At 56.9% G+C, this 22,163-nt stretch carries 18 protein-coding genes; 16 read left to right on the top strand and 2 right to left on the bottom strand.

Annotated elements, in window-relative coordinates:
- Positions 1–6 precede the first annotated feature (6 nt).
- The 5 genes from ATG98_RS03855 (at position 7) to radA (ending at position 10,386) form a co-directional block, all read left to right on the top strand.
- The gene (locus ATG98_RS03855) at positions 7–1,548 is read left to right on the top strand and encodes an SPOR domain-containing protein (protein ID WP_098422181.1); all 1,542 of its coding nucleotides are present in this window, start codon (positions 7–9) and stop codon (positions 1,546–1,548) included.
- Between the two features lie 220 nt (positions 1,549–1,768).
- Positions 1,769–6,217, top strand: a complete 4,449-nt coding sequence (gene gltB, locus ATG98_RS03850; protein ID WP_098419577.1) for a glutamate synthase large subunit — start codon at positions 1,769–1,771, stop codon at positions 6,215–6,217.
- Positions 6,218–6,301: 84 nt separating this feature from the next.
- Complete coding sequence (locus tag ATG98_RS03845) at positions 6,302–7,720, top strand: FAD-dependent oxidoreductase (protein ID WP_098419576.1); 1,419 nt, start codon at positions 6,302–6,304, stop codon at positions 7,718–7,720.
- 128 nt (positions 7,721–7,848) lie between these two features.
- Positions 7,849–8,934, top strand: a complete 1,086-nt coding sequence (gene hemE / locus ATG98_RS03840) for a uroporphyrinogen decarboxylase (RefSeq protein WP_098419575.1) — start codon at positions 7,849–7,851, stop codon at positions 8,932–8,934.
- Positions 8,935–9,006: 72 nt separating this feature from the next.
- Positions 9,007–10,386, top strand: a complete 1,380-nt coding sequence (gene radA, locus ATG98_RS03835) for a DNA repair protein RadA (RefSeq protein ID WP_098419574.1) — start codon at positions 9,007–9,009, stop codon at positions 10,384–10,386.
- Between the two features lie 215 nt (positions 10,387–10,601).
- Here radA and ettA read toward each other — a convergent pair whose 3' ends face one another.
- Positions 10,602–12,263: an energy-dependent translational throttle protein EttA gene (ettA, locus tag ATG98_RS03830; protein ID WP_098422180.1), complete on the bottom strand. Its 1,662-nt coding sequence runs from the start codon at positions 12,261–12,263 to the stop codon at positions 10,602–10,604.
- A gap of 371 nt (positions 12,264–12,634) precedes the next feature.
- Here ettA and glyA point away from each other — a divergent pair, with 371 nt between their 5' ends.
- From glyA to ATG98_RS03785, 9 genes are all read left to right on the top strand, one after another.
- Positions 12,635–13,888 (top strand): serine hydroxymethyltransferase, encoded by a 1,254-nt coding sequence (glyA, locus tag ATG98_RS03825; RefSeq protein ID WP_098422179.1) that lies wholly within the window; start codon positions 12,635–12,637, stop codon positions 13,886–13,888.
- A gap of 69 nt (positions 13,889–13,957) precedes the next feature.
- Entirely contained in the window at positions 13,958–14,473 is a 516-nt protein-coding gene (nrdR, locus tag ATG98_RS03820) for a transcriptional regulator NrdR (RefSeq protein WP_098419571.1), read from the top strand.
- A complete protein-coding gene (gene ribD / locus ATG98_RS03815; RefSeq protein ID WP_098419570.1) occupies positions 14,470–15,585 on the top strand; it encodes a bifunctional diaminohydroxyphosphoribosylaminopyrimidine deaminase/5-amino-6-(5-phosphoribosylamino)uracil reductase RibD in 1,116 nt (371 codons plus the stop codon). The genes nrdR and ribD overlap by 4 nt, the downstream gene beginning before the upstream one ends.
- A gap of 53 nt (positions 15,586–15,638) precedes the next feature.
- On the top strand, positions 15,639–16,754 hold the full coding sequence (gene ribBA / locus ATG98_RS03810) for a bifunctional 3,4-dihydroxy-2-butanone-4-phosphate synthase/GTP cyclohydrolase II (protein ID WP_098419569.1): 1,116 nt from the start codon (positions 15,639–15,641) through the stop codon (positions 16,752–16,754).
- A 44-nt stretch (positions 16,755–16,798) separates the two neighbouring features.
- The gene (gene ribE, locus ATG98_RS03805; RefSeq protein WP_018405127.1) at positions 16,799–17,275 is read left to right on the top strand and encodes a 6,7-dimethyl-8-ribityllumazine synthase; all 477 of its coding nucleotides are present in this window, start codon (positions 16,799–16,801) and stop codon (positions 17,273–17,275) included.
- Positions 17,275–17,811, top strand: a complete 537-nt coding sequence (nusB, locus tag ATG98_RS03800) for a transcription antitermination factor NusB (protein WP_098419568.1) — start codon at positions 17,275–17,277, stop codon at positions 17,809–17,811. The genes ribE and nusB overlap by 1 nt, the downstream gene beginning before the upstream one ends.
- Positions 17,812–17,819: 8 nt before the next feature.
- A complete protein-coding gene (gene thiL, locus ATG98_RS03795; RefSeq protein WP_098424363.1) occupies positions 17,820–18,785 on the top strand; it encodes a thiamine-phosphate kinase in 966 nt (321 codons plus the stop codon).
- A gap of 46 nt (positions 18,786–18,831) precedes the next feature.
- Entirely contained in the window at positions 18,832–19,362 is a 531-nt protein-coding gene (locus ATG98_RS03790; protein WP_098419566.1) for a phosphatidylglycerophosphatase A, read from the top strand.
- Positions 19,363–19,505: 143 nt separating this feature from the next.
- Positions 19,506–20,168 (top strand): DUF2057 family protein, encoded by a 663-nt coding sequence (locus tag ATG98_RS03785; RefSeq protein ID WP_098419565.1) that lies wholly within the window; start codon positions 19,506–19,508, stop codon positions 20,166–20,168.
- Between the two features lie 101 nt (positions 20,169–20,269).
- Here ATG98_RS03785 and ATG98_RS03780 read toward each other — a convergent pair whose 3' ends face one another.
- A complete protein-coding gene (locus ATG98_RS03780) occupies positions 20,270–21,238 on the bottom strand; it encodes a polyprenyl synthetase family protein (protein WP_098422178.1) in 969 nt (322 codons plus the stop codon).
- 229 nt (positions 21,239–21,467) lie between these two features.
- Here ATG98_RS03780 and rplU point away from each other — a divergent pair, with 229 nt between their 5' ends.
- Positions 21,468–21,779, top strand: coding sequence for a 50S ribosomal protein L21 (gene rplU, locus ATG98_RS03775; protein ID WP_098419563.1), 312 nt, complete (start codon positions 21,468–21,470; stop codon positions 21,777–21,779).
- Positions 21,780–21,824: 45 nt separating this feature from the next.
- Entirely contained in the window at positions 21,825–22,085 is a 261-nt protein-coding gene (gene rpmA, locus ATG98_RS03770) for a 50S ribosomal protein L27 (RefSeq protein ID WP_014870019.1), read from the top strand.
- Positions 22,086–22,163: the final 78 nt, after the last annotated feature.

The raw sequence follows: 22,163 nt of genomic DNA, 5'->3' as shown, positions 1-22,163 counted from the left end.
ATCGCCATGGTCAACGACGACAATCTGAACAGCCAGGAAGTCGGGGGGCTTTTCCCCCGCCTGCAGGAACGCTTTGGTCTGCGGGCAGACCCTTCCGCGATGGAAGCGCCGTTTTTTGTCGGCGCGCAGCGCCAATCTGCCCTTGAATCCCTGCGCCAGATGAGTGGTTTCGGCGATATGGCCGTGCTGGTCAGCGCCCCATCGGGGTTAGGCAAAACCCGGCTGCTGGCAGAACTGGTGCGCAGCGAATCGTCGCGGTTGGAGTTTCATCGCCTGGGTAGTGCGGCGTTGGGTAGCCCTCAGGCACTGGTGCGGGATTTGTCTATAGTGGCACGCGGCCTGGATTTAGAGGCTGGCCCCAAGGCTGCCCTGTCGCAGTTTTTTAAATGGTCAGAGCAGCGTGCCGGCAAAGGCCAGCGCATGGTACTGCTGATCGATAACGCCGAGCAGGCGCCGGCAGAAGTGTTAAATCTTTTGCTGAACGGTTTTTTGGGCGCCAACCGCAGTTTGGCGGCCTTGCCGGTGTTCGCAGGCACGGAAGCGCTGCCTGGCATGATGGAGCTTGCGCAACAGGCTTCGGGAAACGTGCACCAGATTACACTGGCGCCCTTGAGCCGGGATGAACTGGCGGACTACTTACAGCCCAGGGTAAAGCTTGCTGGCGGTAATGTCGGTGAGTTGTTAAGCCCGGATCGCTTAAAACAGATTTATACCCGTAGCCTTGGTAATTTTTCCGCGATTCAGCGTATAACACCCAGTGTGTGGCTGGATATGGCGGGGCGGGCTGCTCCTGCGCAGCATCGTACCAGGATGCCCTGGCGCACTTTGGGGTGGCCGTTACTGGCGTTGATTTTGCTCGCCGCTTCCTGGTGGTTTGTTTCCCGCCAGTACGACACAGTGAAGAGCGAAGAAGACGCCAGCGCTCAGGCGCAAACCCCGGAGCGCGTGCGCAAGAGCATAACCATCGGCCCGGAGGCAGCACCAGAGCAAGGCACGGCAGCGCAGGCAGGGCCGTCAACGGGATCGGCCGCACCAGAGCCGGTCGTTGCCATGGATGATTCAGAGCCCGAACCTGCAACGGTAGCCGAGCCCGAGCCAGAGCCAGAGCCAGAGCCAGAGCCAGAGCCCGAGCCAGAGCCTGTGCCAGAGCCAGAGCCAGAGCCAGAGCCTGTGCCGGCAACGGTAGTTAAAGTTCAGCCTGTGCCTGTACCTTCGCCGCGAACCGCAGCGGAAGCAGTGCCTGCCCAAGCTGCGTTTACGCCGGCCATTCCGGATCGCTTCGTGCCCTTGGCGGAGCGCCGCAGCAGTGGTGGCTGGACCATTCAGCTGGTTGCCGGCAACCTTGAGCAAACCGCATTGAATGCTCTGCGTCGTTATCCGCAGGTCGATGCGATGGTGTATACCCGCGGTGAACGCAACGGCAAACAGTGGTTTATGGTGTTTCAGGGCAATTATGCTACTAAGGATGCCGCGCAGCAGGCGGCGCAAACGTTGCCCTCTGGTCTGGTTTCAGGTGCGCCTTGGGTGCGTGAGAACCGGAGTTTGTAGTCCCGAAGGGTCAAAATCGACTCGTTTTGGTGCGCTGATAGAGTTGTCGGGTTTTTCGTGACCTGTGCTGGTGCATAACGTTAAAAATTTCAAAAAGCCGTTTGAGCGGCGAATTTTCATCTGCGTAAACTGTCCGACTGATGTTAGAAATGTCAGAGAACTATTTGTGCGATTTTCGATAGCTCTCTGATAAAAAAGCTTTTATAGAGAGACTGCGCTTATGACAACTGGCTTGTACCAACTCGGTGAATTCAAAGATAACTGTGGCTTTGGCCTGATTGCTCACACCAAGGGCGAAGCCAGCCACCAATTGCTACAAACCGCCATTGAGTCGCTAACCTGTATGACTCACCGCGGCGGCATTGCCGCCGATGGCAAAACCGGCGATGGTTGTGGGCTGTTGTTGCAAAGCCCGGACAGTTTTCTACGCAAGATTGCCCGCGCACAGTTTGGCAAGGAACCCGGTGATCTGTTCGCGGTGGGCCAAGTGTTTCTGAGCCCGAATGAAAGCCAGGCAGGCGCCGCAAAGGCGGTTCTGGAAAAGCGCCTGTGTGAACAGGGGCTGGAGGTGATGGGTTGGCGCAATGTGCCTGTGGATACCTCTTTTCTGGGCCCCATGGCGCTGGATTGCATGCCACGCATTGAGCAGGTGTTTGTATTGCCTGCGGGCAAGCCCGAAAGTGACTTTGCCATCAGCCTGTTTGTGGGTCGCCGCTTTGCCGAGCGCGATCTGGCTGACGACAGCGAATTCTATATTTGTAGCCTGTCGCACCGCACGCTGGCGTACAAAGGCTTGATGATGCCTGCGGACCTGGCGAACTTCTATCGCGATCTGGACGACCCGGATCTGCAAACCGCTATTTGCGTATTCCACCAGCGCTTCTCCACCAACACCATGCCGCGCTGGCCGCTGGCACAGCCATTCCGTTACCTTGCTCACAACGGCGAGATTAACACCATTGATGGCAACCGTAATTGGGCGATTGCCCGTGCTGCAAAATTCAGCTCGCCGCGCCTGCCGGACCTGAAAACGTTGCAACCTCTGGTCAACCTGACCGGCTCCGATTCGTCCAGCATGGACAACATGCTGGAAGTGCTGCTGGCAGGCGGTGTTGATCTGTTCCGCGCCGCGCGGATGATGGTGCCGCCGGCCTGGCAAAACGTAGACACCATGGACGCAGACTTGCGCGCCTTCTACGAATACAACTCCATGCACATGGAACCCTGGGACGGCCCTGCCGGCCTGGTATTAACCGACGGCCGCTACGCCTTGTGTATGCTTGACCGCAACGGCCTGCGCCCGGCGCGTTGGGTACATACCAAAAACGATTTTCTCACCGTCGCTTCGGAAATCGGCACCTACGGTTACAAACCGGATGACGTGGTAGCAAAGGGTCGCGTTGGCCCCGGGCAGATGCTGGCCATTGATACAGAAACCGGCGAGATTCTGCACACCCGCGATATCGATCAGCGTCTGAAAACGGCTCAGCCTTATAAACGCTGGCTGCGGGAAAACGCTCTGCGGGTAGAGTCCACGCTGCATCAGGACGCCCCGGATTTCGAACTGCTGGGCGCCGACGAAATTCTGGTGCACCAGAAGATGTTCAACGTGTCATTTGAAGAACGCGACCAGATACTGCGCCCTTTGGGCGAGAACGGTCAGGAAGCCGTGGGCTCCATGGGCGACGATACGCCAATGGCGGTGTTGTCGAGCAAAGTGCGTCACCTGGCGGACTATTTCCGCCAAAAGTTTGCCCAGGTTACCAACCCGCCCATCGATCCACTGCGCGAAGCCATCGTGATGTCGCTGGAAACCTGCTTGGGTGCCGAGCGCAATGTGTTTGAAGAAGCGGCCGAGCACGCCGATCGGGTGATTCTGAATACACCGGTGCTGTCGCCGGCAAAATTCCAGCGTATGCGGGTAAATAAACGCCCCGGCTTTGCGGTAGCAACAATCCCATTGAGCTATGCCCCGGAAGAAGGTCTTCAGCAGGCCGTCAGGCGCGTGTGCGCCACTGCAGAACAGGCGGTGCGCGATGGCAAATCGCAGATTCTTCTGAGTGACAGCGATTTGCAGCAAGGCCAGCTTCCCGTGAACGCCCTCATGGCGACCGGCGCCGTGCACCACCACCTTGTGGCTCAAGGCTTACGCTGCGACTCCAATATTGTGGTAGAAACCGGTTGGGCGCGAGACCCTCACCATTTTGCGGTGCTGTTCGGTTTTGGCGCCACGGCGGTGTATCCATACTTGGCGTACCAGGTGCTTAATGACCTGATTCGCACCGGCGAAATGCTGGTCGACCCCATCGACGCCAAGAATAACTATCGTAAAGGCATCAACAAAGGCCTGCTCAAAATCCTGTCCAAAATGGGCATCTCCACCATTGCCTCTTATCGCGGAGCGCAGCTTTTTGAGGCCATCGGGCTGGCCGATGAAGTGGCTGACCTGTGCTTCAAGGGCGTGCCCTGCCGGATTCAGGGCGCCGATTTCTACGACTTCCAGCACGACCAGGAACAACTGGCCAAGCTGGCGTGGAAGCCACGCAAGCCTCTTTCACCCGGTGGCATTCTGAAGTACGTACACGGTCAGGAATATCACGCTTTCAATCCGGATATTGTGGCCAAGTTGCAAGACGCTGTTACCAGCGGCGACTACCGCCAGTATCAGGAATACGCCGGGTTGGTTAATCATCGGCCGGTGGCTACGTTGCGGGATCTGCTTGGGCTGCGCGAAGGCATTCAGCCGGTGGACCTGGCCGACGTTGAGCCGGTAGAGAAAATTTTCACCCGCTTTGATTCGGCTGGAATGTCCCTGGGTGCACTGTCACCAGAGGCCCATGAGGCCCTGGCGGTGGCTATGAACACCCTGGGTGGGCGCTCCAATTCCGGTGAGGGTGGCGAAGATCCGGCTCGCTATGGCAACGAGAAACGCTCCAAAATTAAACAGATAGCCTCAGGCCGTTTCGGCGTTACCGCTGAATATCTGCGCAGCGCAGACGTTATGCAGATCAAAATTGCCCAGGGCGCCAAGCCGGGCGAGGGTGGTCAGCTACCAGGCGGTAAAGTGAACGCGTTGATTGCTCGTTTGCGTTATTCGGTGCCGGGCGTAACGCTGATTTCGCCGCCACCACACCACGACATTTACTCTATCGAGGATTTGGCCCAGCTGATTTTTGATCTGAAGCAGGTTAACCCGCAAGCGTTGGTTTCGGTGAAGCTGGTGTCTGAGCCGGGCGTGGGCACTATTGCAGCGGGTGTCGTTAAAGCCTACGCGGATCTGATTACGGTGTCTGGTTATGATGGCGGCACGGCGGCCAGCCCGCTAAGCTCTATCCGTTATGCCGGTTCGCCTTGGGAACTGGGGTTGGCGGAAACCCAACAGGCCCTGCGAGCCAACGATTTGCGCGGCAGAGTTCGCCTGCAAACCGACGGTGGCATAAAAACCGGCCTGGATGTGGTAAAGGCCGCCATCCTGGGTGCCGAGAGCTTTGCGTTTGGCACCACGCCGATGGTAGCGCTGGGTTGTAAATACCTTCGAATTTGCCACCTGAACAACTGCGCCACTGGCGTAGCCACCCAGAATGAGCAGCTGCGCGAGGATCACTTCAAAGGCACGGTGGAAATGGCGATGAACTTCTTCCGCTTTGTAGCGGAAGAAACTCGCGAATGGATGGCACAGCTGGGAGTGCGTTCCCTGCAGGAACTGGTAGGCCGCACCGACCTTCTGGTGCGTCTGCCGGGTGATACCGAGCGCCAGCGCAAACTGGACCTGAGCCGCTTGCTAAACAACGATCAGATCCCGGCGGATAAACCGCAAACCTGTCAGATGGCGCGCAACGAACCCTTTGACAAAGGCACGCTTGCGGAAAAAATGCTCAGTGACGTCCGCAGCGCCATAGACAACAAAAGCGGTGGTGCCTGGAGCTACCGGGTAACGAACTGTGACCGCTCCATTGGCGCGCGGCTGTCGGGTGAAATTGCCGCACTGCATGGCAACCAAAGCATGGCGGACGCCCCCATCACGCTGGATTTGACCGGTACCGCTGGCCAGAGCTTTGGTGTCTGGAACGTCGCCGGTCTGAACCTGATACTGGAAGGCGACGCCAACGATTATGTGGGCAAAGGCATGACCGGCGGCAAGCTGGTGCTTTACCCGCCCCGGGGCAGTGTTTTCACGGCCCGGGAAACCGCGATTATTGGTAACACCTGTTTGTATGGCGCCACCGGCGGCAAGCTGTTTTCAGCCGGTACAGCCGGCGAGCGCTTTGCCGTGCGCAATTCCGGCGCCCATGCGGTGGTAGAAGGTGCAGGCGACCATTGCTGTGAGTACATGACAGGCGGCCTGGTGACGGTACTGGGCAGTACTGGACACAACTTCGGCGCGGGTATGACTGGTGGTTTTGCCTATGTGCTGGACCAGAACAATACCTTCGTTGACAAATACAACCACGAGCTTGTGGAGATACAGCGAATCTCCAGTGAAGACATGGAAGCCTATCGCAATCATTTGCGCAGCGTTATTCGTGAACACATTGCGGAAACCGCCAGTGAGTGGGGCCAGCAGCTGTTGGCGAATTTCGACGATTACATTGGTCGGTTCTGGCTGGTGAAGCCCAAGGCCGCAAACTTGCGCAGCCTGCTGGCCAACACCCGGGCGCGCCCGGAATAAAGCCAGCGCGGGCCCGCCCGTCGACACCCAACGGATACGCCCCGCGGCGGATCAGTGCGAACAGACGAATGTAGAGAGCAATCCATGAAAGAGCGACTGAATAACGATTTCCAGTTTGTAGAAGTAGGGCGCGTAGACCCGAAAAAGGTCCCGGCCCGCAAGCGCAAAAAGGAATTCAATGAAATTTATACACCTTACACGCAGGATCAGGCGGCGTCCCAGTCCCATCGGTGTCTGGAGTGTGGTAATCCCTATTGCGAGTGGAAGTGCCCGGTACACAACTACATCCCCAACTGGCTGAAGCTGGTGGCGGAAGGCAACATCATGAAGGCCGTGGAGTTGTGTCATCAGACCAATTCACTGCCCGAGGTGTGTGGGCGGGTGTGCCCGCAAGACCGCTTGTGTGAGGGTGATTGCACCTTGAATGACGGTTACGGCGCGGTGACCATCGGCTCGGTAGAAAAGTACATCACCGATACCGCCTTTGCCCTGGGCTGGAAGCCGGATATGTCGAAGGTGGTGCGCACCGACAAGCGCGTGGCGGTGATTGGCGCCGGGCCCGCGGGCCTGGCCTGCGCCGACGTGCTGGTGCGCAGCGGTGTAACGCCGGTGGTGTTCGATATTTACCCGGAAATTGGCGGCCTGCTGACCTTTGGCATCCCCGAGTTCAAACTGGAAAAGTCGGTAATGGCGCGCCGCCGCAAAGTGTTTGAAGAGATGGGTGTTGAATTTCGGCTGTCCACCGAAGTGGGTAAAGACATACAGATGAGCAATCTGCTCAGCGACTTCGATGCGGTATTTATGGGCATGGGCACCTACACCTCCTTGCAAGGTGATTTCCCCGGCGAAGATCTGGCCGGCGTTCATAAGGCTCTGCCATTTCTGATTTCTAACGTAAATCGTCGCTTGGGATTTGAAGTCAGTACTGAGGACTTCATCGATATGCAGGGTAAGCGAGTAGTGGTGCTTGGTGGCGGAGACACAGCCATGGATTGCAATCGCACCTCCATTCGCCAGCAAGCCGCCAGCGTAACCTGTGCTTACCGTCGCGATGAAGCCAATATGCCCGGCTCACGGCGGGAAGTATCGAATGCCCGCGAAGAAGGCGTGAACTTCATGTTTAATCGCCAACCGGTGGCCATTGTCGGTGACGGTCAGGTGGAAGGCGTGAAAGTGGTGTCTACCCAGCTTGGCGAGCCTGACGAAAACGGTCGCCGCCGGCCGGAAGTGATTCCGGGCACTGAGGAAATCATTCCTGCAGACGCGGTGCTGATGGCCTTTGGTTTTCGCCCCAGCCCGGCAGAATGGTTCGGCCAGCATCAGGTGAGCACCAGCGATTCCGGCCTGGTGACGGCGCCAGAGAAAGCGGATTTTGCCTTCCAGACCAGCAACCCCAAGGTGTTTGCCGGCGGCGACATGGTGCGGGGCTCTGACCTGGTGGTAACGGCCATCTGGGAAGGCCGCCAGGCTGCAGAAGGCATCATGGATTATCTAGATATCTGAAATAAGTTAGAGGTGAATCAGAGGGCGGCCTGCAAAAAACAGGTCGCCCTTTTTTATTGAGGCAAACGGGGTATCATTGCCTGCTGAATGTTATGACCATTTAATGACTGAGAACGCTGGACATTTTTATGACTGAACTGAAGAACGATCGTTTCCTTCGCGCCCTGATGGGCCAGCCTGTAGACCGCACGCCGGTGTGGATGATGCGCCAGGCCGGTCGCTATCTGCCGGAATATCGCGCTACCCGCGCCAAGGCCGGTGACTTTCTCAGTTTGTGCAAAAACACGCCGCTGGCCTGTGAAGTTACTCTGCAGCCGCTCGAGCGTTTCCCGCTGGACGCGGCCATTCTGTTTTCTGACATCCTGACCATTCCGGACGCGCTGGGCCTGGGCCTTTACTTTGAAACCGGTGAAGGCCCGAAGTTCAAACACACCATTCGTTCCGCTGCCGATGTAGACGCGTTGCCAAAAATCAACGCCGAGGTGGATCTGGATTACGTAATGAACGCGGTGTCGACCATCCGCAGTGCGCTGAACGGACGGGTGCCGCTGATTGGTTTCTCTGGCAGCCCCTGGACCTTGGCTACTTATATGGTAGAAGGCGGTTCGTCGAAAGATTTCCGCGAAGCCAAAAAGCTGATGTACGGCCAGCCCGAAGTCATGCACAAGTTGCTGGACCACCTGGCAGATGCGGTTACCGATTACCTGAACGGCCAGATTCGCGCCGGCGCCCAAGTGGTGCAGATTTTTGACACCTGGGGCGGCGTGCTCACCACCTGGGCTTATGAAGAGTTCTCCTTGAAGTACATGCGTAAAATCATCGCTGGCCTGAATCTGGAAAGCGAAGGCCGCAGGGTGCCGGTGATTGTGTTCACCAAAAACGGTGGTCAGTGGCTGGAAACCATTGCAGACTGTGGCGCCGACGCTGTGGGCCTGGACTGGACCACGGACATTGGCGACGCCCGCGCCCGAATTGGCGACAAAGTTGTGCTGCAGGGCAATATGGACCCGACCATGCTGTACGCGCCGCCCGCGCGCATTCGTGAAGAAGTGGGCGATATTCTGCGCCGCTTTGGCCATGGTTCGGGCCATATCTTCAATCTGGGCCACGGTATTACGCCGGATGTAGACCCAGCCCATGCCGGCGCGTTTATTGATGCGGTGGTAGAGCTGAGCCCGCAGTACCACCAAGGTCAAGAGCACCATAAAAATTAAGCGCACCATCAAAATTGATAGCACCATCAAAATTAATAGCATCATCAAAACGAACCGTACCAGAGCTGATTTATGGCCAAAGTGAAAACCTCGTATGTCTGCACCGATTGTGGTGCCGACTATTCCAAATGGCAGGGCCAGTGCACGGCTTGTAAAGAATGGAATACCCTTAGCGAGATGCGTGGGGTTTCCGCCCCGGCCCATAAAAGCGCCCGCGGTTCCCGCTTCGAAGGCTTCGCCGGCAGCCTGTCGGCGGTGCAAAGCCTGAATGATGTCAGCTTGGCCGAACAGGTTCGCTTGAGCACCGGCATGGCCGAGTTCGACCGGGTTCTGGGCGGTGGCCTGGTGGAAGGTTCGGCGGTGTTGATGGGCGGTCACCCCGGCGCCGGTAAAAGCACCCTGCTGTTGCAGGCTGTGTGCAACCTGGCAAGCTCGGTGTCGGCCCTTTACGTAACCGGCGAGGAATCTCTGCAACAGGTGGCCATGCGCGCCAAACGCCTGGGGTTGCCCACTTCAGATCTGAAAATGCTGTCAGAGACTAGCGTCGAGCGGCTGCTGCAGATTGTAGAAGTGGAAAAGCCGCGAATTCTGGTGATCGACAGTATTCAGGTGATGCACGTGGCCGATTCCGAATCGGCGCCCGGCAGCGTGTCCCAGGTGCGTGAAAGCGCCGCGTTTCTGACCCGCTTTGCCAAGCAAACCGGCACTATTTTGCTGTTGGTGGGGCACGTCACCAAAGACGGCAGCCTGGCCGGGCCGAAAGTGCTGGAGCACATGATTGACTGCTCCATTTTGCTGGAAGGCTCAAGCGACAGCCGCTATCGCACCCTGCGGGGTATCAAAAACCGCTTTGGTGCGGTGAACGAACTGGGCGTGTTCGCCATGCTGGAGCAGGGTTTGAAAGAAGTGAAGAACCCCAGCGCTATCTTTTTGAATCGTGGCGAAGAAGCGGCGCCCGGCAGTGTGGTGATGGTGGTGTGGGAAGGCACCCGGCCCATGCTGGTGGAAATTCAGGCGCTGGTGGATACGGCTCAGGGTAGTTATCCCCGGCGAGTGGCGGTAGGGCTGGATCAAAACCGGCTGGCCATGTTGCTGGCGGTTCTGCATCGCCATGGTGGCATGCACGTGGCGGATCAGGATGTGTTTGTGAACGTGGTGGGCGGCGTAAAAGTCGCTGAAACCAGTGCCGATCTGGCACTTCTGGCGGCCGTTGTGTCGTCATTCCGCGACCGTGCGCTGCCGCAAGATCTGATGATTTTTGGCGAAGTAGGCCTGTCTGGCGAAATTCGCCCGGTGCCCAACGGCCAGGAAAGGATCAACGAGGCGGCCAAGCACGGCTTTACCCACGCGCTGGTGCCAAAAGGCAACGCCCCGCGCAAAGCCGTTAACGGCATGAAGGTTATTCCGGTGACAAAGCTGAGTGACGCACTGACGGCTCTCGACGAACTTTAGCAAAATCTGCGCAAACATATTGGTGAAAGAGCAAGGCCAGGGACGGATTTCAAATCCGCCCCTAAGACCAAGGCGCAATACCAGGGACAGATTTGAAATCCGTCCCTAAGGCCAAAAAGTAAGATAGGGGACGGATTTCAAATCCGCCCCTGGTCCGGTCCCCGGTTGTTGCCCAAGAAGTGAGAGGCTCCGTCCAACAGGGCGGAGAGCAGCATTTACGCTAATTTCTTGTACTTCATGCGCTGCGGCACCATGGCAGAATCGCCTTTGCGCTTCTTGTGGTCTTCGTCGTAGTCGCTGAAGTTGCCTTCGTAATAAATCACTTCGCCGTCGTCTTCAAACGCCAGTATATGAGTAGCCACCCGGTCCAGAAACCAGCGGTCGTGAGAGATCACCAAAGCCGAGCCCGGGAAGTTCAGTAGGGCTTCTTCCAGAGCACGCAGGGTTTCCACGTCCAGATCGTTAGTCGGTTCGTCCAGCAGCAGCACGTTGCCGCCCTCTTTTAACAGGCTGGCCAGGTGCAGGCGATTACGCTCGCCACCAGACAAGTCGCCCACCCGCTTTTGCTGGTCGGAACCTTTGAAGTTAAAGCGGCCGGCATAGGCCCGCGACGGCGTTTCGTAGTTGCCTATCTTGATAATGTCCTGGCCTTCGCTGAGCAGCTCCCAAACGGTTTTGCTGCCGTCCAGATCGCGGTTCTGGTCCACATAAGCCAGCTTTACGGTCTCGCCGACGGTAATGCTGCCGACATCGGGTTGGTCTGCGCCGATGATCATGCGGAACAGTGTGGATTTACCTGCGCCGTTTCCGCCGATGATGCCCACTATGGCACCCTGTGGTACTCGTAACGACACGTTTTCATACAGCAGGTGATCGCCAAAAGCTTTGCTAATGCCGTTCACTTCAATCACCTCGTCACCTAAACGGGGCCCGGGCGGAATATATAGTTCATTGGTTTCGTTGCGCTTCTGGAATTCCTGCGAGCTCATTTCCTCAAAGCGCGCCAGGCGAGCCTTGCTCTTGGACTGGCGGCCTTTGGCGTTACTGCGCACCCATTCCAACTCGTGTTTCACGGCTTTTTGATGTGAGGCTTCTTGCTTGGATTCCATCTCCAGGCGATTCTGTTTGTTTTCCAGCCATTGACTGTAATTGCCTTCAAACGGAATGCCGTGGCCGCGATCCAGCTCCAGAATCCAGCCGGCAACGTTGTCCAGAAAGTAACGGTCGTGGGTGATGGCCACAACGGTGCCGTCATAGTCGTGCAGGAAGCGCTCTAGCCAGGCGACGGATTCGGCATCCAGATGGTTAGTGGGCTCGTCTAGCAGTAGCATGTCCGGGCCAGACAGCAGCAGGCGGCACAGGGCAACTCGGCGGCGCTCACCACCGGACAGGTTTTTTACCATCTGGTCCCAGGCGGGCAGGCGCAGGGCATCGGCGGCCACTTCCATTTTGCGTTCAATGTCGTGGCCGTCGGTGGCCTGAATCACAGCTTCCAGTTTTTCCTGCTTTTTGGCCAGAGCGTCAAAGTCGGCATCCGGTTCGGCATAAGCGGCGTACACTTGGTCAAGTTCTGCTAGCGCATTGTGAACTTCGGCTACGGCTTCGTCGACAATTTCCTTAACGGTTTTGCTGTCGTCCAGCTCTGGCTCCTGGGGCAGATAGCCCACATTGATGCCGGGCTGAGGGCGGGCTTCGCCCGAATAATCCTGATCAATGCCGGCCATAATGCGCAGCAGGGTGGATTTACCAGACCCGTTCAAGCCGAGCACGCCAATTTTGGCGCCCGGGAAAAAGCTCAGGGAAATGTCCTTGAGTATCTCGCGTTTGGGCGGAACCACTTTGCCAACTCGGTTCATGCTGAATACGTACTGGGCCATAAGGGTGGAATCCTCCAGAATTTAAAATGTGCGGAATTAACCGCAATAAGGTAGCGAAACAGCCCTGCTATAGCAATTGCAGCAGATTTCACAGGCTAGGGGACGGATTTAAAATCCGTCCCCGGTCAGCAGGGTTAACAGGCCGGGGACAGATTTCAAATCTGTCCCCAAACAGCAGGTTTCGTAGGCAGGGGACAGATTTAAAATCCGTCCCCTGCTTTAAATCTGCCCTCGGTTTAAGCAGTGAGGAACTATGTGTTGGCCTGCGTCAACAGTCGCTGGCGGTTTAAAGGGTGATTTTACCCCCGCCAATGGGCTAGAATAGGGGGCTAAATTTTACGGTCAGCCAAGCACACAGAGGCAGCGCATCCATGTTTAATCGTGATATGAAAATTGCCGGTTTTGACGACGAGCTCTGGAACGCCATGCAGGCGGAGAGCCATCGCCAGGAAGCTCATATCGAGCTGATTGCGTCGGAAAACTACACCAGCCCGCGGGTGATGGAAGCGCAGGGCAGCGACTTGACCAACAAGTACGCCGAAGGTTATCCCGGCAAGCGTTACTACGGTGGGTGTGAGTTTGTAGACATTGCCGAGCAGCTGGCTATTGATCGCGCCAAAGAATTGTTCGGAGCGGCCTACGCCAACGTGCAGCCGCACTCTGGCTCACAGGCCAACTCGGCGGTATTTTTAGCGCTGCTGAATCCGGGCGATACGGTACTGGGCATGAGCCTGGCCCACGGTGGCCACCTGACCCACGGCGCCAGCGTGAATTTCTCTGGCAAAATCTACAATGCCGTTCAATATGGTATCGACACCGACACAGGTCTGATCAATTACGACGACGTGGAAGCGTTGGCGGTTGAGCACAAGCCGAAGATGATCATCGCCGGCTTCTCCGCTTATTCGCAGTATCTTGATTTCGCCCGTTTCCGTGAGATTGCCGATAAAGTGGGCGCCTACCTGTTTGTCGATATGGCTCACGTAGCCGGCCTGGTGGCAGCGGGTGTTTACCCTGATCCAGTCCCCCACGCCCACGTGCTGACCACCACCACCCACAAAACCCTGCGCGGCCCCCGCGGCGGTCTGATTCTGGCCTGTAACGACGAAGCCCTGCACAAGAAACTGAACTCCGCGGTATTCCCCGGTGGCCAGGGTGGCCCGCTGATGCACGTGATCGCGGCTAAGGCAATCTGCTTTAAAGAAGCCATGAGCCCCGATTTCAAGACGTATCAGCAGCAAGTGGTTAAAAACGCCGCGGCCATGGCCGAAGTGTTTGTAGATCGCGGTTTTGACGTGGTGTCCGGCGGTACCAAAAACCATCTATTCCTGTTAAGCCTGATCAAACAGGACATCACCGGTAAAGACGCCGATGCAGCACTGGGCCGGGCTCACATTACCGTGAACAAAAACGCGGTGCCGAACGACCCGCGCTCGCCGTTTGTTACCTCGGGTTTGCGCATTGGTACGCCGGCTATTACCACTCGTGGTTTTGCCGAAGCGGAATGTCGCGAACTTTCCGGCTGGATTTGTGACATTCTTGCCAACCTGAACGACGAAGCCGTGATTGACCGTGTGCGCGGGCAGGTTGAAGCCCTGTGCGCCCGCTTCCCGGTATACGCGTAAGTTGCCAGTTGTTACCCCAGGCCAGGCCCGTTTGGGCTGGGCCTGGGGTTCTCTCCAGAGTTTCTGATTATGCATTGTCCATTCTGTGCTGAAGACGATACCAAAGTGATTGACTCGCGCCTGGTGGCAGAAGGCAATCAGGTGCGTCGCCGCAGGGAATGTTTTTCGTGCCGTGAACGGTTCACTACCTTTGAAACCGCCGAGTTGGTTATGCCGCGGGTAGTGAAACAGGACGGCACACGCCAGCCTTTTGACGAAGAAAAGCTGCGTTCGGGGCTGATGAAAGCGCTGGAAAAACGCCCGGTCAGTATTGAACAGATAGATACCGCGCTGAGCCATATCAAAGCGCAGCTGCGGGCCACCGGCGAGCGCGAAGTAAAATCCATGCGCCTGGGCGAAGAGGTGATGACGGAACTGCGCCAGCTAGACAAAGTAGCCTATGTGCGTTTTGCGTCGGTCTATCGCAGCTTCCAAGATGTGAATGAATTCAAAGAAGAAATCGAGCGTCTTACGGCCGGCAGTGGTGATTCGGTGGCAGACGTAACTAAGGCGTTGGCGGATTCGGGCGCGGAAAAAAAGTCATGATCACCACTCGCGACCGGGCCTTTATGGCCCGTGCTGTTCAGTTGGCTTGGCGTGGCCGTTATTCCACCCATCCGAACCCCCGTGTAGGCTGCGTGATTGCCCGCGGGGATCGCATTTTGGGTGAAAGCTGGCACGAACGCGCCGGAGAAGCCCACGCCGAAGTACGTGCGTTGAGCCAGGCCGGTACTGCCGCCCGCGGCTCTACAGCGTATGTCACCCTGGAACCCTGCAGCCATTTCGGGCGCACACCGCCTTGCGCCAAGGCTCTGATAGAAGCCGGAGTTGCACAGGTTTTTTTTGCTACGCTGGACCCAAACCCCAATGTGTCCGGTCGCGGGCTGGAGATGCTCAGGGCCGCCGGCATTCGTGTCCACGTGGGTTTGCTGGCAGACGAAGCCGCCAAGTTGAACCCGGGCTTTATGAAACGCATGATCAGCGGGCGCCCTTGGGTACGGCTGAAAATGGCCGCCAGTCTGGACGGCCGCACAGCTATGGCGTCGGGCGAGAGCCAATGGATTACCGGGCCAGAGTCGCGCAGCGACGTTCAGCGTCTGCGCGCCATGAGTGACGCCATTCTGACCGGAGTGGGTACGGTGCTGGCGGACGATCCATCGTTAACCGTGCGGCGCGAAGAAATGGGCGATATTGGCAGCGCCACCGAGCCCGGGCGGCAACCGCTACGGGTAATTGCCGACCGCGATACCCGCACGCCAGCATCTGCGAAAATCTTCCGCGGCGGTAAAGTACAGGTATTCTGTGCTACCGCCTCGCTGGCGACCAGCGCGGCTCAGGATCTGGCTGCGTTGGGCATACGCCTGCGTGGCGTAGCCTGGCACGATAAGGGTGTGAACGTGGCCGAAATGCTCGACACGCTGGGCGATATAGGCATCAATGAAGTGCTGGTAGAGGCCGGACCAACTCTGGCAGGCAGCTTTATCAGTGAGAATCTGGTGGATGAACTCTGGCTCTATCAGGCCCCGGTATTTCTTGGCAGTACCGGGCGGCCAACGGCCAATTTGCCGCTGGAATCCATGGCAGACAAAATACAATGGCAGGTGCTTGACCGCCGTCAGTTAGGCGCTGACCAGCGGCTGATTCTGGCGCGTCGTTAACTATCAATTCACGGTGGCTCCGGGCAGGAGCGCTGCAAGGGTGCAACCGCGTTATGGCACTGAATACGATCGAAGATATTGTTGAAGATATTCGTCAGGGCAAAATGGTTATTTTGATGGATGACGAGGATCGCGAAAATGAGGGCGATCTGGTCATGGCGGCCGAGCATTGCGAGGCTGAGCATATCAACTTTATGGCCCGTTTTGGTCGTGGGCTGATCTGTATGCCGATGACCCGCGATCGCTGCAAGCAGTTGGGGCTGTCGTTGATGGTTAACCAGAATGCTTCTGGTTTTGGTACCAAGTTCACTGCGTCTATTGAAGCGGCGGAGGGGGTTACCACCGGTATTTCCGCTGCTGACCGTGCCCGTACGGTGCAGGCCGCTGTCGGCCGCGATGCCCAGGCATCAGACCTGGTGCAACCGGGCCATATTTTTCCCTTGATGTCAGACGCCGGCGGCGTGCTCAGTCGCGCTGGCCACACCGAAGCGTCCTGCGATCTGGCAGCGTTGGCGGGTTGTGAGCCGGCGGGCGTCATCTGTGAAATCATGAAAGACGATGGCTCTATGGCGCGGCGCGAAGATCTCGAAGCCTTTGCCGCCGAGCACGACCTGAAAATAGGCACCATCGCAGACCTGATACACTATCGCACCACCAACGAACGTACGGTTGAGTGCATAGAGAAAAACGAGCTAGACACCGAATACGGCCTTTTCAAGCTGCACACCTACCGTGACAGCATTCATGGCACCACTCATCTGGCCTTGACCATGGGGGACATTTCCCCGGAGCAGTCGGTGCATGTACGTGTACATATTACCGACACCCTGCGCGACTTGCTGGGAGCCCGCCGCCGCGATTCCCGCAGCTGGCCGTTGCACCGGGCGCTGCAAAAAGTGGCTGCTGAGGGGCTCGGTGTTGTGGTTTTGCTTAACGGTGCCGAAGACAGTTACAACCTGGAAGACCGTATTCAGGAATTCTATGAGCATGGCCGTAGTGGCGCCGGTAAAGACAGCTCTGGCGTGTACTTTACGGTAGGCACTGGTTCGCAAATTCTGCGTGATATTGGTGTGGGCAAAATGCGGCTGTTAAGTCCGCCGATGAAATTCTCCGCCATTTCCGGTTTTGATCTGGAAGTGGTTGAGTACGTGCCTTACATTCCCGAATGATCAATCCGCTGCCGTATGCTGCGGCAGCCTGACAGGAGCCACCGATGGCGGAAATTCAAGTAATTGAAGGTGATTTTATCCACTGCAGCGGCCGTTATGCTCTGGTAGTGGGACGTTTTAACGGTTTTGTGGTAGAGAGCCTGGTGGACGGTGCTCTGGATACCCTGACCCGCCACGGTATCGCGGATGAAGACATTGTTGTGATTCGTGTGCCGGGTGCTTACGAAATGCCGTTGGCGGTCAAGCGCGTTGCAGAGACGGGCAATTACGACGCCATTATCGCCCTGGGCGCGGTCATTCGTGGAGGCACGCCGCATTTTGAGTACGTTGCCGGCGAAGCGGCCAGTGGTTTGGGTGCTGTCAGTCTGGAAACCGATATTCCGGTAGCCTTTGGTGTTCTGACCGTAGATTCCATCGAACAGGCTATTGAACGTTCAGGCACCAAAGCTGGTAATAAAGGCGCAGAAGCGGCCATCACAGCGCTTGAAATGGTCAGCCTGTTCAAGAAGCTGGGTGAGTAATGAGCCTACCTGAAGACACTATTCCCGGTGCAATTCCCGGTACAACACCCGGTACAACACCTGGTACAACCCCCGATCCGGCCTCAAGCCCGGGAAAACCTGCCCAGCCTAAAGCCGGTGATCGCCGCCGCGCTCGCGGAATGGCAATGCAGGGGTTATACCAGCGCCATTTCAGTAAAAGCGCGATTTCTAATATTGAAGCCGAGTTCATGGTTGATAACGACATGAGCAAAGTGGACCTGCTGTATTTTCGTGACCTGCTGCATGGCACCAGCCGTGAGCAGGCTGAACTGGATCGCCTGATCGAGCCGTTTCTGGATCGCCCGCTGCAAGAAGTAGATCCGGTAGAGCTGGCCATTGTGCGCCTGGGTGCTTATGAGCTGAAATTTCGCCTGGATGTGCCCTACAAAGTCGTCATTAACGAAGGCATTGAAATGGCGAAACGCTTTGGCGGGACTGAGGGCCACCGGTTTGTAAACAGCATCCTCGACAAACTAAGCCGCCGGCTGCGGCTGGCTGAAATTCGCCCCCGCTAATGAGTGCAATGGGAGAGTTTGAGCTGATTCGCCGTTATTTCGCGCCGATGGCGAAGGTGGCCACGCCCGCCTCAGACGGCTCCGGTTTGCTGCTTGGAGTGGGTGATGACTGCGCTATTCAGCGTGTGCCTGCCAATCATGACCTGGTGTTTTCAGTGGACACGCTGGTTGAAGGCGTGCACTTTCCGGTTGGTTATTGTTCGCGCTTTTTGGGTTGGCGCGCGCTCGCCGTTGCGGTTAGCGATCTGGCCGCCATGGGCGCACAGCCGGTGTGCTTTACACTGGCTTTGACCTTGCCTGCCGCCGATGACGCCTGGCTGGAAGGCTTCGCTGCGGGGCTGGCTCAGGCCAGCCAACAGTTTGGCATTGTGCTGGCCGGTGGTGATACCACTCGAGGCCCCCTGACGTTGAGCCTGCAGGTACATGGCACCGTTCCACAGGGCCAGTCTCTGCGTCGCGACGGCGCACGTGAGGGAGACCTTGTGTGCGTTAGCGGCCAGCTGGGTGATGCCGGTGCGGCGCTGGATTTTTTGTACGACACGGTTCCCGCAACGGACGCGGCCAGTGTACTGCAGCGCTACCATTACCCGCAGCCACGGCTGGAACTGGGTATTGCGCTGCGTTCGGTGGCTTCCGCAGCCATTGATATCTCCGATGGGCTGCACGCCGATTTGCTGCACATTTTGCGAGCCTCTGGCGTGGGTGCAACCATCGATCTTGCAGTACTACCGCTGTCGGCAGCCCTGCGGCGGATCAAGGGTGACGCAGCGGCCGGGTTTGCATTGCAGTCTGGTGACGATTACGAACTCTGCGTCACCGTTCCCGAACAGCGCTGGGCCGCCGCCAGCCGCGGGTTGCAACAGCAACTGACGGTGATCGGGCAGGTGCAGCAGGAGCCAGGCTTGCGGCTAAATGCAGACGCAGGTATGGTTTATTCACGGCGTCCGGGCTTCGATCACTTTTCGATCACTTAGCAGCGGGCGGCTGACATTCTTCATACCATACTGCGTCAGGGCCCCAATGAGCCAGAACGACTTTTCAACAGAATCGGATCTACCGGAAGGCCTATTGCCTCCCGGGTTTTTGCGCGATCCTGTCCACCTTCTTGCGTTTGGCTTTGGCAGCGGCGCAATGCCCCGTGCCCCCGGAACCTGGGGCAGTCTGGCGGCCATTCCCATCTGGTATACGTTTGCCTGGTTACCCCAGCCAATATACTGGGCCATTGTGGCTTTGGCGTTTATTGTGGGTGTGTGGCTGTGCGGAAAAACCGCTCGCGACCTGAAAGTGCACGATCATGGCGGTATTGTCTGGGACGAGTTTGTAGGCATGTGGATTGCCCTGGGGCTGTTTCCGGACCACATCGTTGGCGTATTACTTGCGTTCGTCATGTTCCGTTTTTTTGATATTATAAAACCCTGGCCCATTAACTGGCTGGACGAGCGCCTGCCTGGCGGCTTCGGCATTATGGTGGACGACGTAGTGGCCGCCATCATGGCCCTGGTTTGCCTTTACCTGATTGATCTGTGGCTTATGCCGCAGGTTTTTTCCTGACAACGGCATAGTTTTCGTGAAACTGGCGCCTGCGGCGCTTGCCCTGTTCACGGCCGCTGGTCAGAATGCGTAGAACAAAAACTGGCTGTAGCCGATACAGTTGATTTTGCACCTTTTCTTTATTGTTGCATCAAGGAGATCCAATGAATTATTGCCGTCTGTCTGGCTCGTTTTCTGTTTTCAGGTTGCTGCTTCCTGCCGTTATTCTGGTATTTCTTGCTGGCTGTTCCAGTTCCATGACCCGGGTAGAAACCTGGCAGGGTAACCCGGCTCAGGCCGTGAATGCGGCGACGTTGAAAGCACCGGGAGAAATTCGGGTAACCGAGGTTAACGGGCGCTCCGTAGGCAACTTCCTGATGGACGATCTGGCGCTCGACTACGCTCTTTTGCCCGGCAAGAACGACGTGGTGTTTGTTTACAAAACCATTTGGGCAAAGACCACCGTCGTAGACAATGGCGAATCCAAGGTTGATGTGGTCGAAAGTAAGCCGCAATTGGCCAGCTTTGATGCCAAAGCGGGCACCGTCTACGAATTCCGCTTTAACAAGCCGACGACGCGTAGAGAAGCCGAGCGCGACATGAAAGATTTTTCAGCGGAAATTGTAACCAGTGGTGGCCAGGTAGCGACCGTATCTGAGAATTACGTGCCAAGCCAGGCTCTGGCCAGAACACCTATTCCGGGAGCCGCGGGCGTACAAGCGACATCAGCCGCAGTGCAAGGCAATGCTTTGGACACTCTGAAAGCCGTTTGGGCAACCGCCTCAGACGAAGAGAAAAAAAACTTCCTGCGCTGGGCGTTCGAATAACGCTCACGCCTTGGAAAGGCTGCGTGCCACAAAAAAACCTGCACCGTTGCGATGCAGGTTTTTTTGTGAGTAAAGGGTTTAAATTGCCGGGTAGTTGTTGTTTAACTAATGCGGGCAACCGCAATGTCGGCCAGCAGGTGGAGCGCGTCCAGGTGTTCGCTGGTGGGTAGGCTTTGCAAGCAGTCCTTAGCCTGCTGCGCCTGATCTTTGGCTTTGGCCATGGCGTAATCCAGTGCGCCGGTGGTGTTTATAATCGCCAGCACCGGTTGCAGATCGTCTAGCCCGCCCTTGCGGATCGCGCGGCGAATCAGCTGTTTTTCGTCATCGTTGCTGTTGGCTATGGCATAAATCAGCGGTAATGTGGTTTTGCCTTCGGCCAGATCGTCACCCACGTTTTTACCCATGGTTTCGGCGTTACCGCGATAGTCCAGTACGTCGTCCACCAGTTGAAATGCCAGTCCCAGATGATTGCCGTAATTCTTCAGTGCCGTCTCCTGGGTGTGGTTTGCGCCGGCTAGCAAGGCGCCGGAGTGCGACGAGGCCTCGAACAGCATCGCCGTTTTGTTATGAATCACCTGCATGTACTGGTTTTCGGTCAAATCCGGATTCTTTACATTCATCAGCTGCATTACTTCGCCTTGGGCAATCACCGCGGTGGCGTGTGATAACACCTTCATGATTGGCAGGCTTTCCAGCTCGACCATCATTTCAAAGGCGCGGGCGTATAGAAAGTCGCCCACCAGCACGCTGGGTGCGTTGCCCCACTTGGCGTTGGCGGTGCTGCGCCCGCGGCGCATATCGGAGGTGTCCACCACGTCGTCATGGAGCAGGGTGGCGGTGTGCAAAAATTCGATAACGGCGGCCAATTTCAGGTGATTGTCTTCGCTGTAGCCGGCAGCGCGACTTGCAAGCAAAACCAGCAGCGGCCGCAAGCGCTTGCCGCCGCTTTCAATAATATACTGCGCAATTTTTTCGACCATCGGAACATCGGATGACAAACGCTGGATAATCAGTTCGTTAACGCGGCTGAAGTCGTCTGCTACGGTGTCGTAGATGCGCTGGGCTGTCATGAAGGATTCCGGTGTTTGGCGGTGTTGTTGCTGTCGATAAAACAGGCAAGTCGCGGCAATGCTAGGTAACAAGGCGAAGAGTGTCAACACAGCTTGTATTGCGTGGCGGCTTTTCGTACAATCACGCGCCCAACTCATCCCAACCTGCGCTCCCTGCTATAGGGTCGCCAAAGCGCTTCCCTTAGAACCAGGTGGATAAGAGCAGATGGGTCAATCGCGGAGAGTAGACATGTACGCAGTTATTGTTAGCGGTGGCAAACAGCACCGGGTTAAGGAAGGCGAAACTCTGAAGCTAGAGAAGCTGGAAGTAGAAACCGGTGGTAACATCGAGTTCGACCGTGTTTTGCTGATCGCCAACGGCGAAGATGTTAAAGTAGGTACGCCGGTTGTTGAAGGCGCCAAAGTGACGGCAGAAGTCGTCAGCCACGGTCGTCACGACAAGATTCAGATTATCAAGTTCCGTCGCCGGAAGCATTCTATGAAGCGTCAGGGCCACCGTCAGTGGTTTACTGAAGTAAAGATCACGGGTATCCAGGGCTAGTCCAGGTAAAAAGCCGGTGAACACCCCTTAATTAGGAGGCCTATCATGGCTCATAAAAAAGCAGCAGGTAGTACCCGTAACGGTCGCGATTCAGAGTCGAAACGACTTGGTGTGAAGCGCTACGGCGGCGAAAGCGTGTCCGCAGGCAGCATTATTGTTCGTCAGCGCGGTACCCGTTTTCACCCAGGCACCAACGTTGGGCTGGGCAAGGATCACACCTTGTTCGCCAAAGCCGAAGGCCAGGTGAAGTTCGAAGTCAAAGGCCCCAAGAACCGCAAGTATGTAAGCATCGTTTCAGCTGCATAGGTCGTGGTCTCCGAGAGCCCCGCACTGCTTCATTGAGGCTGCGGGGTTTTTTGGTTTGTAGGGTTTCGCTTTCAGTGC

This window comes from Marinobacter sp. LV10R520-4 (genome assembly GCF_002563815.1).
Taxonomy (GTDB): domain Bacteria; phylum Pseudomonadota; class Gammaproteobacteria; order Pseudomonadales; family Oleiphilaceae; genus Marinobacter.
Note: the sequence above shows the minus strand (reverse complement) of the source record. Positions and strands in the feature narration are given on the sequence as shown.

Excerpts from the sequence above, each read along its gene's own strand:
- ATG98_RS03855 (WP_098422181.1), top strand. The coding sequence starts at position 7 with ATGGTCAACGACGACAATCTGAACAGCCAGGAAGTCGGGGGGCTTTTC.
- gltB (WP_098419577.1), top strand. The coding sequence starts at position 1,769 with ATGACAACTGGCTTGTACCAACTCGGTGAATTCAAAGATAACTGTGGC.
- ATG98_RS03845 (WP_098419576.1), top strand. The coding sequence starts at position 6,302 with ATGAAAGAGCGACTGAATAACGATTTCCAGTTTGTAGAAGTAGGGCGC.
- hemE (WP_098419575.1), top strand. The coding sequence starts at position 7,849 with ATGACTGAACTGAAGAACGATCGTTTCCTTCGCGCCCTGATGGGCCAG.
- radA (WP_098419574.1), top strand. The coding sequence starts at position 9,007 with ATGGCCAAAGTGAAAACCTCGTATGTCTGCACCGATTGTGGTGCCGAC.
- ettA (WP_098422180.1), bottom strand. The coding sequence starts at position 12,263 with ATGGCCCAGTACGTATTCAGCATGAACCGAGTTGGCAAAGTGGTTCCG.
- glyA (WP_098422179.1), top strand. The coding sequence starts at position 12,635 with ATGTTTAATCGTGATATGAAAATTGCCGGTTTTGACGACGAGCTCTGG.
- nrdR (WP_098419571.1), top strand. The coding sequence starts at position 13,958 with ATGCATTGTCCATTCTGTGCTGAAGACGATACCAAAGTGATTGACTCG.
- ribD (WP_098419570.1), top strand. The coding sequence starts at position 14,470 with ATGATCACCACTCGCGACCGGGCCTTTATGGCCCGTGCTGTTCAGTTG.
- ribBA (WP_098419569.1), top strand. The coding sequence starts at position 15,639 with ATGGCACTGAATACGATCGAAGATATTGTTGAAGATATTCGTCAGGGC.
- ribE (WP_018405127.1), top strand. The coding sequence starts at position 16,799 with ATGGCGGAAATTCAAGTAATTGAAGGTGATTTTATCCACTGCAGCGGC.
- nusB (WP_098419568.1), top strand. The coding sequence starts at position 17,275 with ATGAGCCTACCTGAAGACACTATTCCCGGTGCAATTCCCGGTACAACA.
- thiL (WP_098424363.1), top strand. The coding sequence starts at position 17,820 with ATGGGAGAGTTTGAGCTGATTCGCCGTTATTTCGCGCCGATGGCGAAG.
- ATG98_RS03790 (WP_098419566.1), top strand. The coding sequence starts at position 18,832 with ATGAGCCAGAACGACTTTTCAACAGAATCGGATCTACCGGAAGGCCTA.
- ATG98_RS03785 (WP_098419565.1), top strand. The coding sequence starts at position 19,506 with ATGAATTATTGCCGTCTGTCTGGCTCGTTTTCTGTTTTCAGGTTGCTG.
- ATG98_RS03780 (WP_098422178.1), bottom strand. The coding sequence starts at position 21,238 with ATGACAGCCCAGCGCATCTACGACACCGTAGCAGACGACTTCAGCCGC.
- rplU (WP_098419563.1), top strand. The coding sequence starts at position 21,468 with ATGTACGCAGTTATTGTTAGCGGTGGCAAACAGCACCGGGTTAAGGAA.
- rpmA (WP_014870019.1), top strand. The coding sequence starts at position 21,825 with ATGGCTCATAAAAAAGCAGCAGGTAGTACCCGTAACGGTCGCGATTCA.